Raw genomic sequence first — 20,085 nt, 5'->3', positions numbered from 1 at the left:
AAATGTTCAATCGCTGGTTACTGACAACGACGACGGCGGCCGTGCTCGCCTTGTCCGCACTCTCGGCCAAGGCCGAAACGCCCGCCCAGGGCGGCGAGATCGTCGTCACCTACAAGGACGACATTACCACGCTCGACCCGCATATCGGCTATGACTGGGTCAACTGGTCGATGATCAAGAGCCTGTTCTCGCGCCTGATGGACTACGAGCCCGGCACCGCCAATCTCGTGCCCTCGCTGGCCGAAAGCTTCGAGGTCGCGCCCGACGGGCTCACCTATACGTTCAAGCTGCGCAAGGGCGTGAAGTTCACCAATGGCCGCGAGATCGTCGCTGCCGACGTGAAATATTCCATCGAGCGCGCCGTCAACCCGAAGACGCAGGGCCCCGGCGCCGGCTTCTTCGGCCCGATCAAGGGCTTCGACGACCTGACGAACGGCACGTCCGAGGTGCTTTCGGGCATCGAGACGCCCGATGATGCGACCGTCGTCTTCCACCTGTCGCGGCCCGACGCGACCTTCCTGCATGTCATGGCGATCAACTTCGCCTCCGTCGTGCCGAAGGAGGCGGTGGACGCGGCCGCCGGCGACTTCGGCAAGAAGCCGGTCGGCTCCGGCTCGCTGGTGCTGAAGGACTGGACGATCGGCCAGAAACTCGTCTTCGAGCGCAACCCCGATTATTTCGTCAAGGACGTGCCGCATGTCGACAAGGTGACGATCGAGGTCGGCCAGGAGCCGCTCGTCGCGCTCCTCCGGCTCCAGAAGGGCGAGGTGGACATTGCCGGCGACGGCATTCCCCCGGCAAAGTTCCTGGAGATCAAGAACTCGCCCGACGGCGCGGCGATGATCGTCGACGGCGAGCAACTGCACACCGGCTACGTCACGCTCAACACCAAGGTGAAGCCCTTCGACGACGTGAAGGTGCGCCAGGCCGTCAACATGGCGATCAACAAGGAGCGCATCACGCGCATCCTGAACGGCCGCGCGACCGCCGCCACGCAGATCCTGCCGCCGTTGATGCCCGGCTACGACAAGGCCTTCACCGGCTATACCTATGACGTGGAGAAGGCCAAGGCGCTGCTCGCCGAGGCCGGCCATCCGGATGGCTTCGAGACGGTGCTCTATTCCACCAACACCGACCCGCAGCCGCGCATCGCCCAGGCGATCCAGCAGGATCTCGCCGCCATCGGCATCAAGGCCGAGGTGCGGGCGCTGGCGCAGGGCAACGTGATCGCCGCCGGTGGCACGGAGGGCGAGGCGCCGATGATCTGGTCCGGCGGCATGGGCTGGATCGCCGACTTCCCCGATCCGTCCAACTTCTACGGCCCGATCCTCGGTTGCTCGGGCGCCGTCTCCGGCGGCTGGAACTGGCCGTGGTACTGCAACGAGGCGATCGACAAACGCGCGGCGGAGGCCGACGCCATGTCCGATCCCGCCAAGGTGGCGGAGCGCCAGTCCGCCTGGGGCAAGATCTTCACCGACATCATGGCGGATGCGCCCTGGGTGCCCGTCATCAACGAGCGCCGCGTCGTCGCCAAGTCGCTGCGCATGGGCGGGCCGGACAACATCTATATCGATCCGACGCGCGTCATCAATTACGACGCGATCTTCGTGAAGCCGTAAGGCGGTCGATGCGAAGACCCCTCCCCATGAGGGGGACGGCTTGCCCGGCGGCGGCGGCGAAATTTCGGGCGCCAAGCAGGCTGCAAGCTTTCTCCCCCTTGTGGGGGAGATGCCGGCAGGCAGAGGGGATATCGCCGGCTTTCGAAACGCATATGCCCCGCCTCCACGGGGCGTTGCAGACAAGAGAACAACAAACGACCGGGAGGCCTTTCATGTGCGTCGCCTGCACCCACACCATCCACCGCGCGCAGCATAATTTCGGCTGGGACCGCGCCTTTCCGCCCGCACTGACGGCGAGGCCCGGCGAGACCATCCTCTTCGAATGCCTCGATTCCTCCGGCGGCCAGCTCGGCCGGGATTCGACGCTGGAAACGCTTGCCGCACTCGATTTCGCCAAGGTGAACCCGGTCTCCGGCCCGGTCTATGTGGAAGGCGCAGAGCCCGGCGATGCGCTGAAGGTGACGATCCGCAAGTTCCACCCGTCCGGCCACGGCTGGACGGCGAACATTCCCGGCTTCGGCCTGCTCGCCGACCAGTTCAAGGAGCCGGCGCTGCACATCTGGTCCTATGACACGGCGAGCATGGCGCCCTCCGCCTTCGGCCCCGGCGGCCGCGTGCCGCTGAAGCCGTTCACCGGCACGATCGGCGTCGCCCCGGCCGAAGCCGGCCTCCACTCCGTCGTGCCGCCGCGCCGCGTCGGCGGCAACATGGATATCCGCGACCTCACGGCGGGCGTGACGCTCTATCTGCCGATCGAGGTGGAGGGCGCGCTGTTCTCCGTCGGCGACACCCATGCCGCGCAGGGCGACGGCGAGGTCTGCGGCACCGCGATCGAGAGCCAGATGAATGTCGAACTCACGCTCGACCTCGTGAAGGGCGCCAACCTCCAGACGCCGCGCTTCACGACGAGCGAGCCCGTGACGCGCCATCTCGACGGCGACGGCTACGAGGTGACGACCGGCATCGGCCCCGACCTGATGACCGGCGCCCGCGAGGCGCTGATGCGCATGATCGACCTCCTCGTCGCCGAGCACGGCTACAGTCCCGTCGATGCCTACATGCTCTGCTCCGTCTGCGGCGATCTCAGGATCAGCGAGATCGTCGACATGCCGAACTGGGTCGTCTCCTTCTACTTCCCGAGGATCGTCTTCGCGTGACATCGCACCAGGCCGCCCCGGTTCTCTCCGTCCGCAACCTCTCCGTCGATGCGCGCACGCCCGAAGGGCTGAAGCGCATCCTCGACGGCGTGAGCTTCGACCTTGCCGCCGGCGAGACGCTCTGCCTTGCGGGGGAATCGGGGTCCGGCAAGTCCGTCACCTCGCTTGCCATCATGGGCCTTCTGCCGAAGGCCTCGCTGAAGGTGTCGTCCGGCGAAATCCGGCTGGAGGACCGCAACATCCTCGGCATCCCGCACCGGGCGCTCAGAAAGATCCGCGGCGGCGACATCGCGATGATCTTCCAGGAGCCGATGACCTCGCTGAACCCGGTGATGACCATCGGCGACCAGATGGTGGAGGCCATCCGCGAGCACCGCGAGGACATATCCGAGGGCGCGGAGGCCATCGCCCGCGCGATGCTCGACGCCGTGCACATGAGCGAGGCGCCGCGCCGGCTGAAGCAATATCCGCACGAGCTTTCCGGCGGCATGCGCCAGCGCGTGATGATCGCCATGGCGCTCTCCTGCCGGCCCAAGGTGCTGATCGCCGACGAGCCGACCACCGCGCTCGACGTGACCGTGCAGGCGCAGATCCTCACCCTGATGCGCGAGCTCAGGCGCGAATTCTCGACCTCCATCCTGATGATCACCCATGACATGGGCGTGGTCGCGGAGATGGCGGACCGGGTGGCCATCATGCAGCAAGGCAGGATCGTCGAGGCCGGCGACGCGCTCGACATCTTCGCGCGCCCGGCAGAGCCCTATACGCGCCAGTTGCTGGCCGCCGTGCCGCGCCTCGGCGCCCATGCCGGAACGGACGGACCGCCACGGCTGACGCAGGCCGCGGCCCCGCCGGCAGAAAGGCCGATCCTCGCCGTCAAGGACCTCAGCGTCACCTATGGCGCGCGCGCCGGCTGGTTCAACCGGTCGCGCATCGCTCCCGCAACCGTCAGCGACATCTCCTTCGTCCTCAAGGCGGGCAAGACGCTCGGCCTCGTCGGGGAAAGCGGCTCGGGCAAATCGACCACCGGCAAGGCCGTGCTCAACCTCATTCCCTTCGAAGGCAGCGTTTCGATCGACGGGCGGGAAACCCGCGGCCTGAAGCCCGCGGCCATGCGCCCCGTGCGCCGTGTCGCGCAGATGATCTTCCAGGACCCCTATGCCTCGCTCGACCCGCGCATGACGGTCGGCGCGGCGATCGCCGAGCCGCTGGTCATCCATGGCGTCGGCAATGCCTCCGAGCGGCAAGACCGCGTGGCGGCGCTCCTCAGGCGCGTCGGCATGCCGCCGGATGCCGGAAGCCGCTATCCGCACGAGTTTTCCGGCGGCCAGCGCCAGCGCATCTGCATCGCCCGGGCGCTGGCGCTGGAGCCGAAGCTGATCGTCGCCGACGAGAGCGTGGCAGCGCTCGACGTTTCGGTCCGCGCGCGGGTGCTCGACCTGATGCTGGAGCTGCAGGAGCAGATGGGCCTTGCCTATCTCTTCATCTCGCACGACATGGCCGTCATCGAGAAGATGTCGCACCATGTCGCCGTCATGCGCGGCGGGCGCATCGTCGAGATCGGCCCGCGCCGGCAGGTGTTCGAGGCCCCGGCCGACGCCTACACGCGCAACCTGATGGCCGCCGTGCCGATCCCCGACCCCGCCCGCTATCGCACGGCGCGGAGCGGCTGAGGCGCGTTCGGACCGCTCCGACGCAAAAAATTGACCGCGTCCAGGTGCACCAGCAGTGAAAAAACATGCCGAAATCGGCAATGGCGCGCAGCCACGCGTTGCAAGATCTTCGCCCCCTGCGCTCACGCCCGTCCCTTGCGGGTTTCGCGCGCCTCTTCCGCATGGCGGGGTTACCGCATCCTTCGACAATAACCCTCACCGTCGTCCTTCAGGACAGGCTACCGAATGAAGATATCCCCCGCACTTGCGCCATGGCATCCGGGAAAACCGGAATAGAACCGGAATTCCATCGGCTTGACCTGCTTCGAATTCCTTTTTTCTTAAATTCTAATATTCGCCAACATTGAATGTAATCAAAAATACAACTTCAGCGTCATGCCTGAACATGAAAAATAAATGACAAAAAATCCAGAATTCTGAAATAACAATTGTCATAATTCATTGTGGCCTCCGAAATACGCAATACACGCAACAGGTGCATACTGTAAAAATACTGACATTAGAAGAACATCAGGAGGAATTATCAATTCCCTAACTATTATAGAGCAAATCCTGTATGCATTCCGACGATGGCGTCGGGTATAGCACTCATGTGCGGCATGACTTCATGACGTCAGAAATGAGTTCGGCGCGGCAGAAGAGGCATGTCCACGTCAGGAACTGTCCATCATGAGAATCAAGACCCAATTCCTCATTCTCGCCTCGGCCACCGGCATTGCCATTGCCGGCCTTGCGGGCAGCCTGTGGGGATATGCCGGTGCGGCCGGCGACGTCACGAACGCCTATGACCAGAAATACCGGTCCTATCTGCTCGCCGACGGTTTCCGCCAGTCGTCCGACGATCTGACCCGCCTGGTGCGCACCTATGCCGAAACGGGGGATGCGTCCTACAAGGACCAGTACAACGCCGTCATCGAGATCCGCAACGGCACGCGGCCGCGCCCGGAAGACTACCACCGCATCTACTGGGATTTCGTCGCGGGCGGAGAAGCCAAGCCCCGTCCCGACGGACCCGCCATCTCCATCCTCGACCTGATGAAACAGGCCGGTTTCGCCGACGAGGAATTCGCCCTGCTCGATAAGGCCGGCAAGCGCTCCGATGCCCTGGTCAAGCTCGAGACCGAGGCGATGAACCTCGTGGACAGCACCGCCACGCTGGGCCCGGAGGCCAAGGCCAAGGCGGCGCAGATGCTCGCTTCGCCCGAGTATCACAAGTTCAAGGCCGAGATCATGAAGCCGGTCGATGCCTTCTTCGTGAAGCTCGAACACCGCACGCAGGGCGCCGTCGACGCGGCGAACGCCCGCGCCGCCTTCTACTGGACATTGACCCTCACGGCCTTGGGCGCGCTCCTGCTGATGCTCGCCATCGTCGGCTACGTGACCTTCAAGCGCATCATCGGCGGCATGTACCAACTCGGCAATTCCATGGGTCTTGTGGCCGATGGCCAGTTGGACACGCAGATCGACCTTGCCAAGAACAACGACGAGATCGGCGACATGGGCAAGGCGCTGGAAATCTTCCGCCAGGGCGCCATCGCCAACCGGCGGCTGGAGCAGGAGGCAACGGAAAACCGCAAGCGCGCGGAAGCCGAGCGCATCGCCATGCAGGAGAAGGCCGAGGCCGACGCCGCCGAGCGGCTGCGCATTGCGACCTCCGGTCTTGCCGCCGGCCTGAAACGCCTCGCCTCCGGCGACCTCGCCTTCCAGCTCAACGACGCCTTCGCCCAGGATTTCGAGGCATTGCGCCACGATTTCAACCGCTCGGTCGCCCAGCTCCGCACCACGCTTTTGGAAATCTCCGGCTCCATCTCGACGCTCGACACCGGTACCCGTGAAATCGCGGTCGGCACGGACGACCTTTCGAAGCGGACGGAGCAGCAGGCCGCCTCGCTGGAGGAAACCGCAGCAGCCCTCGACGAGATCACCGTCAACGTCGCCAACTCCTCCAAGCGCACCGAGGAGGCCAAGGACGTCGCCGGCCGCGCCAACCAATCGGCGGCCGCATCCGCGGAGGTCGTGTCCCATGCCGAAGAGGCGATGCGCAAGATCGAGGAGAGCTCGCAGCAGATTTCCAACATCATCGGCGTCATCGACGAGATCGCCTTCCAGACCAACCTGCTCGCCCTGAATGCGGGCGTGGAGGCAGCCCGCGCGGGCGAGGCGGGCAAGGGCTTTGCCGTCGTGGCCCAGGAAGTGCGCGAGCTTGCCCAGCGCTCCGCCCAGGCGGCCAAGGAAATCAAGGGCCTGATCCAGAACTCCTCGACGGAAGTCGGCAACGGCGTGAAGCTGGTGCGCGATGCAGGCTCGGCGCTGAAAACCATCAGCGGCTTCATCGTCGAGATCAACACGCATATGGAATCGATCGCGACATCGGCCAAGGAGCAGTCCGTCGGGCTTGCCGAGGTCAACACCGCGGTCAATGCCATGGATCAGACGACGCAGCAGAATGCGGCGATGGTGGAGCAGTCGAATGCGGCCTCCAACACGCTCGCCAACGAGGCGGTGCGCCTGCGCGAACTGGTCAGCCAGTTCCGGCTGGACGGCACCTCCGCTGCCCAGGCCGGCGGGCCGCGCACCGCCCGGAGCGTCGACCCTGCCATCGCCTCCCCCGCCCGCACGCTTGGCCGCAAGGTCGCGGCCGCCTTCAGCGGCAATGCGGCGCTCGACACCAAGAGCGACTGGGAGGAATTCTGAGACCATGCCGGGCCACCTGCGGCCTTCGCGGTTGGCCCGGCATCGTCAGGGAACGCGGTCCCGGCCGGCCCGCTTGCGACCCGAAGCCGGGCTCCCACAGACCCCGGACCGTCCCATCGTCCGTCTCTCCCTGATGCAGCGAAAAGAAAGAAATTTGCGTCCGTTGACAAAATTTGTGAATTTCTTCTTCTATCTCCGTCTCTTTCAAACAGGAGACAGTAAGAATGAAACATTTTTCCTATACCGGCTCCGGACCTTATTGTTATTCAAACGCCTTCGCCATGATGTTCGGCGAAATGTCGCCGCCGCCCAATGTAATTGAATTTGCAACGAGCAGCGCTTTCGGCATGCATTTGCTCGGGGGGACCCTACCGTTTTTCGATCCCTACGGCTGGACGCCGGAAGCAAGCTTCGACGATGCCTTGGCGGCACTGGGCTGGACATCCGACCTCGTGCGCGGCGACGATCCGCAATCGGCGCTCGACACGCTCAAGGCGGCGCTGGCCGATGGGCCGGTCTGGATCGGCCCCGTGGAGATGGGCCATCTCGGGCACCAGCCGGGACGGGTGGGACCGATCGGGGCGGATCACTATGTCGTCGTCATCGAGATGGATGAGACATCGGTCCTGATGCACGATCCGGAGGGCTTTCCCTATGCGCGACTGCCGCTCGACCTTTTCCTGAAGGCCTGGCGGACGGAAACCCTCGACTACGGCACACCCTTCACCCTGCGTTGCGGCTTCCGCCGGATCAACGCGCGCTCCAGCGCGGATGTCATCCGCGCTGCCCTGCCCGCCGCGCGCAAATGGCTGTCCTGCACCGGCACCAGCGAGGTGCCGCCGGGGACGATCGGCAACGGCACGGCGGCCGAGGCTCTTGCGGCCATGGTCGAAAAGGACATGAAGGAGGACCTGCGCAACCACCTCATCCATTTCGCCGTCCGGGTCGGCGCCCGCCGCACCGCGGACGCCGCCACCTGCCTCATGCAGATCGGCGAGGCGCGGGCAGCGGCGATCCTCGACCGGCAGGCCCGGCTCATCGGCTCTCTGCAATATCCGCTGGTCATCCGGGACGATGCAACCGCCGCCGCGCACCTGCGGGCGCTCGCCCCGACTTACGACGCCCTCCTTGAGGCCCTGCCGACCTGACCGCTCCAACTTTTGTTTTAACGCAATTCCAGACGCAAACCGCTGCGCACTTCTGCTGGAACTGCACGAACCTCGCCGCAAGTGCCTCAACGATGGCGGCCGGGGACCAGTGTCACCGACGTCATCACTTCCGCGACCGCGCGAGCCTGTTCGTCCTCGGTGGCGGACAGGCCCGTGATAACCGCCGTGACATCCTCCCGCAGCTTGTCCTGGCTCATCTTGTGTGCCGCATCCATCCTGTCGATCACAACCGAGAAGGAGGCGGTGCCGCGGGCATACATCTCCACCACCGCCGCGCTGATACCCGACAGGTGCCAGCCGGTGCCAAGCCTTGCCTCGAAATGCTCCACCGTACGCTCCAGCACGCGGCGGTTTTCCGCCGCATCGCGTGCATGAGCGAGCCTGCCCCGCACCTGCACCGCCGAGTAGTTCCAGGTCGGCACGTCCTCCTCCATCCGGTAATGGCCGGGGCTGACATAGGCATCCGGTCCCCGGAAGAGCAGGAGCACCGCCTCGTCATCCGCGATGGCGCGCCAATGGGGATTGGCCCGCGCCATGTGCGCGATCAGGCGCTGTCCCGATGGATCATCCGGGTCGAACAGCACGGGCACGGCGGTCGCCTGCAATCCTTCGGACGGGCTGTGCGAGACCAGCGTCGCCAGCCCGTAGCGCGCGATGGCGGCACGCATGTCGCGTTCATCCGCCATGGCGAAATGCCGGGACGTGTACATCAGCCGCGGCCGCCGCGCACCGCCAGCCGCCGCCAGCTTTCAACGCTCGGCGGCCCGGCGGCGACGGAGAGCGACACCGTCCTGCCGATCTCGTAGACGACGGCGCCGACCGTCATCTGCCGCATGAGGCCGAGCCTGGTATCGCTGCGCGGCAGACCCTTCGGCACGATGGAGACGGCGCCGCCCTTGCGCTGCGCCGCAAGGGCGCGTCTTGCGGTCTCGGCATCCGCCGGCCCGCGCGAGAAATCGGTGTGCAGGCTGCGAAGGCGGGTTCGCGAATCGCCGCTGCCCTCCACAGCCTGGCATTCGGCGCAACGCACGTGTTGGCGAGCGGGTGGTTGGTGTGGAGCGAGAGGCCGCCGGCAATGGCGATTTCGGCAACACTGCCGGCCGCGCATTCGAGCGTGCGGATGCCGTCGCGGTCGCCGATCTGGTAGGTCTGGCCGGAGGCATGCGGGACGCGGGAAAGGAAGTCCGCGGCCGCGGCCGCGTTTTCCTGCGCCAGCGCGCCGCGCATGGCGAAGGAGACGGGAAGCCCGCGCGGGCTGTAGGCGAGCTGGGCGAGCGTGTTGACGCAGATGCCGAGGCCGCGGCCGGAGACGCCCATCAGGCCGATCAGGCCGGCGGAGGTGTAGACCAGCATTTCGCTGTCACCGTCATCGAGCCGCAGCACGGCCTGCGCGCCATCGTGCCAGCGCGGCAGGTCCATGGTCTGGCCAACGATCGTGCCGCGCCCCGCCACCGGCGCGACGGCAAGGCTGCTGCAATGGCCCTCGCCGTCGAAGCCGCCGAACCACCATTCCTCGTCCATAAGCTGGAGGGCATAGGCGGTCTCCTCGGAAATGCCGGCACCTTCCGCAATGCCGCGCACCTCCTCCAGGAGATCCGGCACATGGGCGGCGATCGCCGTGCGGAAGTCCGTCACCGACAGGAAGACGGGCAGGAAGGCCGCCGCCGGCCGGCCATAGGCCTTGCCGATCGCCGCCTGCCAGCGCTCGATCTTTTCGGCGATCGTGCCGCGCAGCGCCTCGCCATGCGCCCGCCCGCGGGCAAGCGGCGCCTTCGGGCAATCGATGACGGGAAGATCTTCGGTACGCATGGTTTCCTCCAGACAGGACACGGCCGTCGGGGCGCGGAAAGCCCCGACGCAAGCTCCGGGATCAGTCCTTCTTCACGCCCCAGGCCCGCTCCTTGTCGGCCGCCCAGACGTCGAAGCCTTCGATCCTGGCGCCCACCGCCGCGACGACGGGCTCATAATAGAGGCCGAAGATCGGCAGGTCCTTCGCCATCAGCGCGTGGATTTCCTTGAAAACGGCCTTGCGCGCCTCGAAATCCGTCGTCTTGGTCGATTTCAGGTAAAGCTGCCAGGCCTCGGGATTGTCCCATTGTGCCGTCGGCTCGGCCTTCTTGTCGCCGATGATGACGCCGTAGAACTGCGAAGGATCGAGGCGGGCGGAATAGCCGAAGGACTGCATCTGGAACTTGCCGGCGAGGTAATTGTCGAGCTGCGCGGCCCAGTCCAGCACTTCCAGCTCGGCATTGATGCCGGCGCCGGCCAGCATGGCCTGCACCAGGATGCTGTTTTCATACATGCCCTGATAGCGGGTGTTGGTCTGGATTTTTATCACTTCGCCCTTGTAGCCGGCTTCAGCCAGCAGCGCCTTGGCGGCCTCCGGATCGTATTCCGGCCATTTCAGGAAATCCTCATCGAAGAAGGCACTCGCCTGCGGCACGCCGGAGGGGTTGAAATCGGCAAGGTTCGCCGTGCGGGCGGCGGCGATCTGCTTGAAATCGATGGCACGGGCGATCGCCTGGCGCAGCTTAACGTTCGACATCAACGGGTCGGTCGTCTGGATGAGCAGCGGCGTCAGGGAAAGGCCCGACGTCGTCATAACCTTCAGGCCGCGCGCCCTGGCATCCTCGATGCGCTGGGATTCGAAGTTCGGCAGCACGTCGATCTCGCCGGCGAAGAGCGCCGTCTCGGCGGCCGACGTATCGGGGATGATCAGGAATTTCGCTTCGTCGACCAGTGCCGTGCGGTCGCCGGCATAGCCGCTCGCCTTTTCCTTCGGCGGCGTGTAGCCGTCGTATTTCTCCAGCGTGATGTACTGGCTTCTCACCCATTCCTTCAGCTTGAAGGAGCCGCTGCCGATCGCGCTGCCGTCGATCCACTTGCCGTCCGGCCCGGCATTCTTGGGGCTGGCGACCCAGCCGTTGCACTGGATGTTGGCGAGCTGGGCGAGGAAGAGCGCGTTCGGCTCGTTGATGCGGAAGACGACGGTGCGGGGATCGGGCGTTTCCAGCGCCTCGACCTTCAGGCCCTGCGAACCGTCGAAGAAGCCGTTGCAGAACCATTCGGCGCCCGCCGCGACGCGGTGGTCCCAGTTCCATTTGATATCCGCCGACGTGACGGGATCGCCGTTATGGAAGGTCGCGCCCTCGCGGATGGTGAAGGTGTAGGCCCTGCCGTCCTCCGACACCGTCCAGCTCTCGGCGAGCGCGGGGCCGATGCTGAGATCGGCGCGGAAGCCGACCAGCGTCTCGAAGATATGGTGCAGCACGGTGTCGGTATTGGCGTCGCGGTCGATGCCTTCCGTGCCGCGGATATCGGCGTTGATGCGGATGTTCAGCGTTGCCGCCTCGGCCGAGGCGCCGAGCAGCAGGCCCGCGGCCAGCGCCGTCGAAATCAGGAATGTGCGTTTCATGGTGATCTCCTGGTGTTCCCCGCTTCGTTATCGTCAGGAGCGCTCGCGGATTGCGTCCAGCGTTTGTGCAAAGAAGTCCTTGACCTTGCCTATGAGCTGGCGGTCGTCGTGGGTGATGCCCGGCACGATGTCGTGGCGCACGGCGATGCCGTGCTGCTCGAAGCTCTTCTTCAGCGCGCGCATGCGATCGTTGCGGTTGGCGCCGGCAAGGTCGGCGCCGGGCATGTACCAGGCGTCGTCGGGCGTGATGGTGATCTCCCAGGTCTCCCGGTCGTCGCCGCCGATCACCATCTGCACGGCGACCTTGCGGATTGCCTCGAGATCGACCGGCTTGCCGAAGACCTTCTCGAAATCGCGCAGGCCGACCCAGAAATCGTGGTCGAAATCGAGCAGCGTCACGACGCCGGGTGCGCCGATCGAGGCGGCGAGCAGGCGCTCGGGGTGGAGGTAGAGGAACCGGTGGGTGAAGTGCCCGCCGCCGGAAAAGCCGTACATCATCACCCGGTCGCCCGCGATGCGGTACTTTTCCTGCATCTCGGCGATCATATCGAGCATGACGGCGTCATAGTGCAGGTCGCCGTCCCGCAGCATCTTGTAGGAGGAGAGATCGCCCGGAAAGCAGATGTTCGCGGGAAACAGCGGGCACAGCACGATGACGCCGTTGGCCTCGGCGAAATCGGCGAAGGCATCGCGATAGGCCTGCATGCCGCGCTCCGTGCCGTGCACGATGACGGCGAGCGGATAGGTCTTCTCGCCGTCCTCCTCGTAGTCGTCGGGCACATAGGCGCAATAGGGGAAACGCTGGTCGAGCCGCGAGGCATAGACGGTCGTGTGGCCGAAATCGTAATAGGACAGTTTCCGGCCGTGACCGCTGACATTGCGCATGGATGGTCTCCTCTCCGTATCGAAAATCTATGAGCCCGCCGTACCCGACAGGAGGCGCGAACCGCCCGCGCCATCTGCGCCATCCGCGCCCGCGAAGGTGCGGTCGAGCAGCATGGCGGCGTCGAGCAGGCGGCGGGTATAGGCGTGCTGCGGCCGGTCGAAGACCTCGTCGCGCGTGCCGGTCTCGACGATGCGGCCGTTCTCCATCACCGCCACCCGGTCGGCCACCTGCTCCACCGCGCCGAGATCGTGCGAGACGAACAGGCAGGCGAAGCCGTAGCGGGTCTGAAGGTCGCGGAAGAGCTTCAGAATCTGCTTCTGCACGGTCATGTCGAGCGCGGAGACCGGTTCGTCGGCGACGACGAAGGCGGGGCGGCTGACGATGGCGCGGGCGATCGCCACGCGCTGGCGCTGGCCGCCCGAAAGCTGGTGCGGGAAGCGGTCGGCGAGTTCCGGGGCAAGCCCGACCTCGGCAAAGACCTCCTCCACCCGCGCCTGCCGCTGCGTCCGGTCCAGCACCGAATCGAGCTTCAAGGGTTCGCCGACGATGCCGGCGATGCGCTGGCGCGGGTCGAGCGAGGAATAGGGATCCTGGAAGACGATCTGGATCGCCTGGCGCAGCGCCCGGCCGCCGGCATCGCGCCGGTAGGCGAGCGGCGCGCCGCGGAAGGCCATCGTGCCGCCGGAAGGCGTTACCAGCCCGACGATCGCCCGGCCGAGCGTCGTCTTGCCGGAGCCGGAAGCGCCGACCAGCGCCAGCGTCTCGCCGCGGTTGATGGCAAGATCGACGCCGTGCACGGCGCGCTTGCCCTCCGCCCGGCCGAAGAGCCTTGCGCGGCCGGGATAATCGATGACCACGTCCTTGAGCTCGATCAGCGGCTCGGCCGGCGCGCCCCCCGACCGACTGCCGCCGGCGCTGCGGCGCGGCAGGGCGTCGACGAGGCGCCGGGTGTAGTCGTGTTTCGGGGCGTGCAGCACCGCCCGGCTGTCGCCGTGCTCCACAGCCCTGCCCTTGTGCATGACGACGACGTTGCGGACATAGTGCGAGACCATGCCGAGGTCGTGGCTGATGAGGAGGACCGCGGTGTTGTTCTCCTGCGTCAGCTCCACCATCAGGTCGAGCACGTCGCGCTGGATCAGCGTGTCGAGCGCCGTCGTCGGCTCGTCGGCGATGAGCAGCGCCGGCTTCAGCAGCATGACGGAGGCGAGCATGATGCGCTGGCGCATGCCGCCGGAGAATTCGTGCGGGAAGGCGGCAAGGCAGCGTGCCGGATCCTGGATGCGGATGCGCTCCAGCATGGCAAGGCTCATGTCGCGGATCTCGGCCTTGCCGAGCTTCCTGTGCAGCGCCAGCCCCTCGGCCATCTGCCGGCCGATGGTCATGGCGGGGTTGAGCGAGACCATCGGCTCCTGGAACACCATGCCGATGCCGGCGCCGCGGATCTGCCGCAGCGTCTCCGGCGGGGCGCTGACGAGGTCCGTGCCCCTGAAGCGGATGCGGCTTTCCGGCGTCGCGATGAAGGGCGGCGGCAACAGGCCGAGCACGGAGCGGGCGGCCATGGTCTTGCCGGAGCCGGACTCGCCGACCAGCGCCAGCATCTCGCCGGCCGGCAGGGAGAAGTCGAGGCGGTCGACCACGGTGAGGCCGGCCTGCCCCATGCGGACGGAGAGGTTTTCGACGGAAAGCACGGTCTCGATGCCAGCCATGGGATCAATCCTGCATCTTGGGATCGAGCCAGTCGCGCACCGCATCGCCAAGCAGGTTCACGCCGAGCAGCGTGATGGAGATGCAGAGGCCGGGCAGGATGATGATATGCGGCGCCTGATTGATGTAGGGGCGGCCGGTGGAGAGCATGTTGCCCCAGCTCGGCGCCGGCGGCGGCACGCCGAGGCCGAGGAAGGAGAGCGCGCTTTCCGACAGCACGACCCAGCCGAACATCGTCGTCGCCAGCACCATGATCGGCGCGAGACAGTTGGGCAGCACATGGCGCAACATGGTGACGATGCCGCTGTTGCCGATCACCCGCGAGGCCTCGACGAATTCCCGCTCGCGGATCGACAGCACCGTGCCGCGCACCACGCGCACGGCGACGGGCATGTAGGCGATGCCGAGCGCCACGATGATGCCGTTGCGGCTGGCACCGAACACCGCCATGAAGCCGAGCGCGAGCAGCAGGCCGGGAAAGGCGAGCAGCGCGTCGTTGACCATCATCAGGATGCGGTCCGTCCAGCCGCGCAGGAAGCCGGCGAGCACGCCGAGGATCGTGCCGAAGACGATGGCGAAGACCACGGTGGCGAAGGCGATCCAGGCGCTGGTGCGCGCGCCGTGGATCAGCCGGCTGAGGAGATCGCGGCCGAACTCGTCGGCACCGAGCAGGTGCGCTGCGGACGGGCCCTTGAGGCGGGCCATGAGGTCGAGCTTCAGGGGATCGTAGGGCGCGAGCCACGGGCCGAAGACCGCGACGAGGAGGAGGAGGCCGACGACGAGGATGCCGATCAGGCCGTTGAAACGCAGTGCCGGAAGGCCGAATGCCCGCGCGATCATGCCGTCACCCTTGGATCGAGAAGCGGATAGAGGAGATCGACCAGGAGGTTGACCACCACGTAGAGGAAGGCGGTGAACAGCATGCAGCCCTGCACGACGGGATAGTCCCGGGCATAGATGCCATCCACCAGCAGACGGCCGAGGCCGGGAATGGTGAAGACGGTCTCGATGACGGCGATGTTGGCGAGCAGGCTGCCGAGCACGAGGCCGATCAGCGTCAGGGTGGGAGCGAAGGCGTTCTTGAAGGCATGGCGCCACATGACGGTCGCCTCCGAAAGCCCCTTGGCCCGCGCATGGGTGATGTATTCCAGCCGCGCCACCTCGATGGTGCTCGCCCGCGCCATGCGGGTGATCGAACCGGATTCCACCAGGACCAGCGTCACGACGGGCAGGATGATGTAGAGCAGCGCGCTGCCGAAATCGCGGCTGAACGGCACGTAGCCGACCACCGGCAACCAGCCGAGCTGCAGGCCGAAGATCAAGAGCAGCATCAGCCCGAGCCAGAAGCTGGGGATGGAGAGCAGCAGCGTCGAGGTGGCGATGACGGCGATGTCGCCGGCGCGGTTCTGCCGCCAGGCGGCGAACATGCCGGCCGGCACCGCGATCAGCGTCGCGAAGAAGACGGCGACGAGCACGATGGTGGCCGAGACGGAGAAGCGGTCCAGCATCAGCGGCAGCACCGGCTGGCGCGTCGCGATCGACCGGCCGAAATCGCCGCTCAGCACGTCGCCGAGCCAGTAGAGATATTGCACGATGATCGGCTGGTCGAGGCCCATCTCGGCGCGCAGCGCCTCCAGCTGGCCGGGCTGGGCGAGGTCCCCCAGCATCAGGGCCGCCGGATCGCCGGGGATCGCCCGCATCAGCGCGAAGACGGTGACGGAGACGAGGAACAGCGTGGGGATCGCCGTGGCGATGCGGGTCAGGAGGAAGCGGACCATCGTTTCCCCCTGCCGAGCGTTTCATCGGCGGCGCCGGCCGCGCGGGCGAAGGCGTCGCCGTCCATGGCCAGCTCATAGCGCGTGAAGGTGCGGTTGATCGCCGGCAGCGGGGCGATCTCCATGACGCCCTTCGCCGGCTCGCAGAGGATCATCGCCACCGTCGCCGAGAGATTGCCGCCCTCCTTGGCGAGCGGCGCGCGGCAGACGCAGAAGGGCGCGGCGAAATCGTCGAAGAAGGCGCGCTTCAGGTCCTCGACGCCGAGCTTGCCGCCGCTTTCCCGCAGGACCGTCAGGACGCGGTGATCGCGGTAGAGGCTGTCGGGCACATTGGCAAGGCCGGTTTCCTTCAGCTTGGAAAGGGCGACGGCGCTCTGCCAGTGGTTGGCATGCACGATCATGCCGTCCTGCGGGTAGATCGGGAAGGCCTCGTCCGGCGCGCATTCGAGATCGACCGCATAACCCTCGGCGGTGCTCAGCATCATGTTGTTGGAGCCGGATTTCGGCGTGATGGCGACGACGCGCAGCGCCATCGCGAAATGCCGCGCCTCCAGCGCCCGGCGGCGGATGAAGGGCAGCGGAATGCCCATCTCGCGGTAATCGCGGTCGCTCTCGAGATAGTTGGCGGTGATCGTGATGCCGGCGGCGTTGAAGCCGCTGCGGGCAAGGCCGCCGGCCTCGGTGAAGGTCAGAATGTCGGGCCCGTCGTCGCGCAGGATGCGCAGCACGACGGAGGTATCGGCGCATTCGGCGCGCCAGTCCCAGTTCTGGCCGTGGATGACCGTGCCGTCGCGCGTCACCTCCGGCAGCAGCACGGCGCCGGTGCAGCCGTCCGGCTCCTCGTCGGCAGCGCCCGCCTCCAGCCTTGCAAGCTGCAGCACCTCGGTGCGCGCATTGACGAGAACGATGGCCGAGAGGCCGATGCCCGCCCCTTCGGCGATACCCTCCATCTCCGTCACCAGGTCCGGCGCCCAGTCGCGGATGCGCGGCAGGAAGGCGGCGACAAGGCGCTCGATATTGGCGTCGTCGAAGCCGAGCTTGTGGAGCTGGCCGGTGTAGAGGCCGGCCGAGAGGCGGATGCGCTCACGCGCCTTCTCGCCGTACAGGCGGCCACGCTCGCGCGGCGGGCCGCTGATCTCGATGAGGGGAAAAGGGGTGATCTCTGCCATATGCCGCTGCCTCGTTTCCGTCTTGGATCGCAGCTTAATGCACTTTATAGATATGAAAAGCACTAATTTTGGAAATTTATCGGGTCGCATTGCGTTGTGTTCGCGCTATAATGCAAATAATCATGAGGGACCCATGGACGATACGGACCTTTCGGACGCCGAGCAGGCGGACGGCCCCAGCACCCTGCAACTCGATCTGGCCCGCCGGATCATCGACCGGATCCGCGATGCGGACCTGACGGTCGGCACCCGCATTTCGGCGCCCGAGCTGGCGCGGCTCTTCGGCGTATCGCGCTCGCCGATAGCGGGCGCGCTCGATCTGCTCGTGGAAAAAGGCGTGCTGCAGCCGATGGAGAAACGGGGCCTGCGCGTCGCGCGCGACGTCTCGACGCTCGACCTTGCCGAAATCCTGCCGGTCTCGCCGATCGAGGACCTCTACCGGCGCATGCTGCGCGAGCGGGCACAGGGCGCCCTGCCGCAGGACGTGTCGGAGGCCGAGCTCATGCCGCGCTACGGCGTGTCGCGCGGCACCGTGCGCAAGCTCCTGATGCGCTTTGCCGCCGAGGGACTGGCGCAGCGCCTGCCCGGCCATGGCTGGCGCTTCGTCGATACGCTGGTCGGCGACGACGCCTATCGGGAGAGCTACGAGTTCCGCACCATCGTCGAATGTTCGGCGCTGCGCACGCCGTATTTCAAGGTGGACAGGGAGATCGCCGCGCAGATCCGCCGCGCGCACGAACGCATCCTTGACGATCCCGCCAGCCGCTCGGGCAGCGACGAGTGGTTCCGCGTCAACGCCTTCTTCCATGAGAACCTTGCCGGCTTTTCCGGCAACCGGTTCCTCACCGACGCGATCCGCCACCAGAACAACCTGCGCCGCATGCAGGAATCGGCCGCCTTCTTCGAGCTGCCGGCCGAACGCATCGAGCAGTCCTGCCGCGAGCACCTCGCCATTCTCGACGCGGTGGAAAATGGCGATCTCGACTGGGCCGAGGCCCTGCTGCGCCAGCACCTGAAACAGGCGCTGGAATACGGCACGGGCGAACGCGACTGACGCCCCGAGAAGACCTTACCGGCCGCGGCGGGCGCTTTCAGCAGGCAAGGGCAGGCCGCTGAAGGGCTTGATCTCCTTGAGGACGAAGGTGGTCTGCATCTCCTTGATGCCCGGCAGCCGCCGCACGACGCTCATGGCGAAGTCGGAATAGGTGTCGAGATCCTGCGAGACGACCTGCAGCAGGAAATCCGCATCCCCCGCGATGCTGTAGCAGGCGACGACGCAATCGAGCTTCATCACCTCGCTGGCAAAGGCCTCCGCCTCCGCCTCGGTGTGGCTGTCGATCTTGACGCGGATGAAGGCGAGGACCCCGAGGCCGATCTCCCGCCGGCCCAGCACCGCCATGTAGCGCTGGATGATCCCCTCGTCCTCCAGCTGCCGCACCCGCCGCCAGCACGGCGAGGCGGACATGCCCACCGCGCCCGAAAGCGCCTGGTTGCTCAAGCGCCCGTCCTCCTGAAGCGCCTTCAGGATCCTCACATCCGATGCGGCGAGCGTATCCGGCATATCCTGCCCCTATATTTACTACAACGGGCAGAACCTACCTTTATTTCGCTCTTTCTAGCAAGATCAGAAAGAACCTGCCCGCCTTCCCCCTGTAGTCTTGCCGGCACCGCAACCAGGAGAAAGGCCATCATGCTTCGGGACATCCGCCTCGCCATCATCGTCAATCCCGACCTGCCGCCGGGCCATCTCGCCAATACGATCGCGGCCGTCTCGATCGGCATGGGTGCGGCCATGCCGGCGCTCGGCGCCCGCCAGCTCACCGACCGCCGGCAGGCGACGATCGACATCAGCGCCAACAGGCCCGTGCCGGTGCTGCAGGCGGACAGCCGGACGATCGGCGCGCTGCTGGCCAAGGCGCTGCCGCGGCAGGACGGCCGCGTCATCGTCGCCTTCCCGTCCTTCGCGCGCGCACTGCACAGCTATGCCGACTACGAGGCGACGTTCCCCGAGCGCGATCTCGGCGAGGAGAGCATCGACGGGCTCGGGCTCGTCGGCGAAAGCCGATGGATCAAATCCCTGACGGGTTCCCTGAAACTGCTCCGCTGACAACTACGCCGCCGGCGGGCGGCCGACGGACACGAGGTTCTCCCAGCCCGCCATCGCGCAGTCGGCGATGGCCAGCAGCGTCTCGCGGGACGCGCCGTCGCGCGCCTGGATGGAGAGGCCGTGCTGCACGGTGACGACATAGGCCGTGATGGCTTCGACATCGGCCGTCGCGGGAAGGTCGCCCTCCGCAACCGCCCGCCGCAGGCGCTCGCGCAGCACGGCCGTGGTCGCCGCGCGATGGTGTTTCAGCGTCTCGCATATGGAGGGACTGGACCCTTCCGTCTGCGGTGCGGACAACACGACCAGACAGCCGCGGCGCTTTTCGTCGCGCGCGAAGGCCTCGGCGGTGGCGCGCAGCAGGTGCGCACAGGCGGCTCGCGCGGTCGGGGCGGCCGGCACGCCTTCCCAGATGTCGCAGCCTTCCGTTGCGGAATAGAGCGCCAGCGCCTCCTGGAACAGCGCTTCCTTGCTGGTGAACGCCGCATAGAGGCTGGGCGCGTTGATGCCCATCGCCTCGGTGAGATCCGCGAGCGAGGCGCGCTCATACCCCTTCGCCCAGAAGACCTCCATGGCCTTGCGCAGGGCCGCATCCCTGTCGAACGCCCGGGGTCGGCCGCGTGGCGCCATTCTCGCCTCCTTTTTGTATCGACCGATAAATAATTCACTTGACGCGCTTCGGCAAGACGACCAGTAATTATGTATCGATCAATACAGAAA

At 66.3% G+C, this 20,085-nt stretch carries 18 protein-coding genes; 7 read left to right on the top strand and 11 right to left on the bottom strand.

The window, feature by feature from the left end; genetic code table 11:
* The first annotated feature begins 2 nt into the window (after positions 1–2).
* The 5 genes from shn_RS03180 to shn_RS03160 all read left to right on the top strand — a co-directional run bounded on the left by shn_RS03180 (position 3) and on the right by shn_RS03160 (position 8,291).
* The gene (locus shn_RS03180; protein WP_064329112.1) at positions 3–1,619 is read left to right on the top strand and encodes an ABC transporter substrate-binding protein; all 1,617 of its coding nucleotides are present in this window, start codon (positions 3–5) and stop codon (positions 1,617–1,619) included.
* A gap of 212 nt (positions 1,620–1,831) precedes the next feature.
* Positions 1,832–2,776: an acetamidase/formamidase family protein gene (locus tag shn_RS03175; RefSeq protein ID WP_064329111.1), complete on the top strand. Its 945-nt coding sequence runs from the start codon at positions 1,832–1,834 to the stop codon at positions 2,774–2,776.
* Positions 2,773–4,449, top strand: coding sequence for an ABC transporter ATP-binding protein (locus shn_RS03170; protein WP_064329110.1), 1,677 nt, complete (start codon positions 2,773–2,775; stop codon positions 4,447–4,449). Before shn_RS03175 ends, shn_RS03170 begins: the two co-directional genes overlap by 4 nt.
* 669 nt (positions 4,450–5,118) lie before the next feature.
* The gene (locus shn_RS03165; RefSeq protein ID WP_245337357.1) at positions 5,119–7,143 is read left to right on the top strand and encodes a methyl-accepting chemotaxis protein; all 2,025 of its coding nucleotides are present in this window, start codon (positions 5,119–5,121) and stop codon (positions 7,141–7,143) included.
* 224 nt (positions 7,144–7,367) lie between these two features.
* The gene (locus shn_RS03160; protein ID WP_064329109.1) at positions 7,368–8,291 is read left to right on the top strand and encodes a hypothetical protein; all 924 of its coding nucleotides are present in this window, start codon (positions 7,368–7,370) and stop codon (positions 8,289–8,291) included.
* 86 nt (positions 8,292–8,377) lie between these two features.
* Here the strand turns inward: shn_RS03160 and shn_RS03155 are convergent, their stop codons facing one another.
* The 9 genes from shn_RS03155 to shn_RS03120 form a co-directional block, all read right to left on the bottom strand.
* Complete coding sequence (locus tag shn_RS03155; RefSeq protein WP_064329108.1) at positions 8,378–9,022, bottom strand: FMN-binding negative transcriptional regulator; 645 nt, start codon at positions 9,020–9,022, stop codon at positions 8,378–8,380.
* The gene (locus shn_RS37390) at positions 9,022–9,147 is read right to left on the bottom strand and encodes a hypothetical protein (protein ID WP_256388497.1); all 126 of its coding nucleotides are present in this window, start codon (positions 9,145–9,147) and stop codon (positions 9,022–9,024) included. Before shn_RS37390 ends, shn_RS03155 begins: the two co-directional genes overlap by 1 nt.
* Entirely contained in the window at positions 9,135–10,121 is a 987-nt protein-coding gene (locus shn_RS03150; protein WP_245337356.1) for a C45 family peptidase, read from the bottom strand. The genes shn_RS37390 and shn_RS03150 overlap by 13 nt, the downstream gene beginning before the upstream one ends.
* Positions 10,122–10,182: 61 nt before the next feature.
* Positions 10,183–11,727 (bottom strand): ABC transporter substrate-binding protein, encoded by a 1,545-nt coding sequence (locus shn_RS03145; RefSeq protein WP_064329107.1) that lies wholly within the window; start codon positions 11,725–11,727, stop codon positions 10,183–10,185.
* A gap of 33 nt (positions 11,728–11,760) precedes the next feature.
* Entirely contained in the window at positions 11,761–12,612 is an 852-nt protein-coding gene (locus shn_RS03140) for a hypothetical protein (protein ID WP_064329106.1), read from the bottom strand.
* 27 nt (positions 12,613–12,639) lie between these two features.
* Complete coding sequence (locus tag shn_RS03135) at positions 12,640–14,319, bottom strand: ABC transporter ATP-binding protein (RefSeq protein WP_064329105.1); 1,680 nt, start codon at positions 14,317–14,319, stop codon at positions 12,640–12,642.
* Between the two features lie 4 nt (positions 14,320–14,323).
* Positions 14,324–15,157: an ABC transporter permease gene (locus shn_RS03130; protein WP_064329104.1), complete on the bottom strand. Its 834-nt coding sequence runs from the start codon at positions 15,155–15,157 to the stop codon at positions 14,324–14,326.
* Entirely contained in the window at positions 15,154–16,095 is a 942-nt protein-coding gene (locus tag shn_RS03125) for an ABC transporter permease (RefSeq protein WP_064329103.1), read from the bottom strand. Before shn_RS03125 ends, shn_RS03130 begins: the two co-directional genes overlap by 4 nt.
* Complete coding sequence (locus shn_RS03120; protein WP_084437730.1) at positions 16,077–17,261, bottom strand: C45 family peptidase; 1,185 nt, start codon at positions 17,259–17,261, stop codon at positions 16,077–16,079. Before shn_RS03120 ends, shn_RS03125 begins: the two co-directional genes overlap by 19 nt.
* Positions 17,262–17,394: 133 nt before the next feature.
* Here shn_RS03120 and shn_RS03115 point away from each other — a divergent pair, with 133 nt between their 5' ends.
* Positions 17,395–18,315, top strand: coding sequence for a GntR family transcriptional regulator (locus shn_RS03115; protein ID WP_064329102.1), 921 nt, complete (start codon positions 17,395–17,397; stop codon positions 18,313–18,315).
* Between the two features lie 15 nt (positions 18,316–18,330).
* Here shn_RS03115 and shn_RS03110 read toward each other — a convergent pair whose 3' ends face one another.
* Complete coding sequence (locus shn_RS03110) at positions 18,331–18,822, bottom strand: Lrp/AsnC family transcriptional regulator (RefSeq protein ID WP_064329101.1); 492 nt, start codon at positions 18,820–18,822, stop codon at positions 18,331–18,333.
* Positions 18,823–18,951: 129 nt separating this feature from the next.
* On the opposite strand from shn_RS03110, the gene shn_RS03105 reads away from it, so the two are divergent.
* Positions 18,952–19,368, top strand: coding sequence for a DUF2000 domain-containing protein (locus tag shn_RS03105; RefSeq protein ID WP_064329100.1), 417 nt, complete (start codon positions 18,952–18,954; stop codon positions 19,366–19,368).
* A 3-nt stretch (positions 19,369–19,371) separates the two neighbouring features.
* On the opposite strand, the gene shn_RS03100 is transcribed toward shn_RS03105, so the two are convergent.
* Positions 19,372–19,995: a TetR/AcrR family transcriptional regulator gene (locus tag shn_RS03100; protein ID WP_064329099.1), complete on the bottom strand. Its 624-nt coding sequence runs from the start codon at positions 19,993–19,995 to the stop codon at positions 19,372–19,374.
* Positions 19,996–20,085: the final 90 nt, after the last annotated feature.

The sequence above is a fragment of the Shinella sp. HZN7 genome (genome assembly GCF_001652565.1).
Classification (GTDB): Bacteria; Pseudomonadota; Alphaproteobacteria; order Rhizobiales; family Rhizobiaceae; genus Shinella; species Shinella granuli.
This window is presented reverse-complemented; position numbering and strand designations above follow the sequence as displayed.

Excerpts from the sequence above, each read along its gene's own strand:
- shn_RS03175 (WP_064329111.1), top strand. The coding sequence starts at position 1,832 with ATGTGCGTCGCCTGCACCCACACCATCCACCGCGCGCAGCATAATTTC.
- shn_RS03160 (WP_064329109.1), top strand. The coding sequence starts at position 7,368 with ATGAAACATTTTTCCTATACCGGCTCCGGACCTTATTGTTATTCAAAC.
- shn_RS03180 (WP_064329112.1), top strand. The coding sequence starts at position 3 with ATGTTCAATCGCTGGTTACTGACAACGACGACGGCGGCCGTGCTCGCC.
- shn_RS03140 (WP_064329106.1), bottom strand. The coding sequence starts at position 12,612 with ATGCGCAATGTCAGCGGTCACGGCCGGAAACTGTCCTATTACGATTTC.
- shn_RS03135 (WP_064329105.1), bottom strand. The coding sequence starts at position 14,319 with ATGGCTGGCATCGAGACCGTGCTTTCCGTCGAAAACCTCTCCGTCCGC.
- shn_RS03110 (WP_064329101.1), bottom strand. The coding sequence starts at position 18,822 with ATGCCGGATACGCTCGCCGCATCGGATGTGAGGATCCTGAAGGCGCTT.
- shn_RS37390 (WP_256388497.1), bottom strand. The coding sequence starts at position 9,147 with ATGCGGCAGATGACGGTCGGCGCCGTCGTCTACGAGATCGGCAGGACG.
- shn_RS03150 (WP_245337356.1), bottom strand. The coding sequence starts at position 10,121 with ATGCGTACCGAAGATCTTCCCGTCATCGATTGCCCGAAGGCGCCGCTT.
- shn_RS03100 (WP_064329099.1), bottom strand. The coding sequence starts at position 19,995 with ATGGCGCCACGCGGCCGACCCCGGGCGTTCGACAGGGATGCGGCCCTG.
- shn_RS03125 (WP_064329103.1), bottom strand. The coding sequence starts at position 16,095 with ATGGTCCGCTTCCTCCTGACCCGCATCGCCACGGCGATCCCCACGCTG.
- shn_RS03105 (WP_064329100.1), top strand. The coding sequence starts at position 18,952 with ATGCTTCGGGACATCCGCCTCGCCATCATCGTCAATCCCGACCTGCCG.
- shn_RS03155 (WP_064329108.1), bottom strand. The coding sequence starts at position 9,022 with ATGTACACGTCCCGGCATTTCGCCATGGCGGATGAACGCGACATGCGT.
- shn_RS03130 (WP_064329104.1), bottom strand. The coding sequence starts at position 15,157 with ATGATCGCGCGGGCATTCGGCCTTCCGGCACTGCGTTTCAACGGCCTG.
- shn_RS03115 (WP_064329102.1), top strand. The coding sequence starts at position 17,395 with ATGGACGATACGGACCTTTCGGACGCCGAGCAGGCGGACGGCCCCAGC.
- shn_RS03165 (WP_245337357.1), top strand. The coding sequence starts at position 5,119 with ATGAGAATCAAGACCCAATTCCTCATTCTCGCCTCGGCCACCGGCATT.
- shn_RS03120 (WP_084437730.1), bottom strand. The coding sequence starts at position 17,261 with ATGGCAGAGATCACCCCTTTTCCCCTCATCGAGATCAGCGGCCCGCCG.
- shn_RS03145 (WP_064329107.1), bottom strand. The coding sequence starts at position 11,727 with ATGAAACGCACATTCCTGATTTCGACGGCGCTGGCCGCGGGCCTGCTG.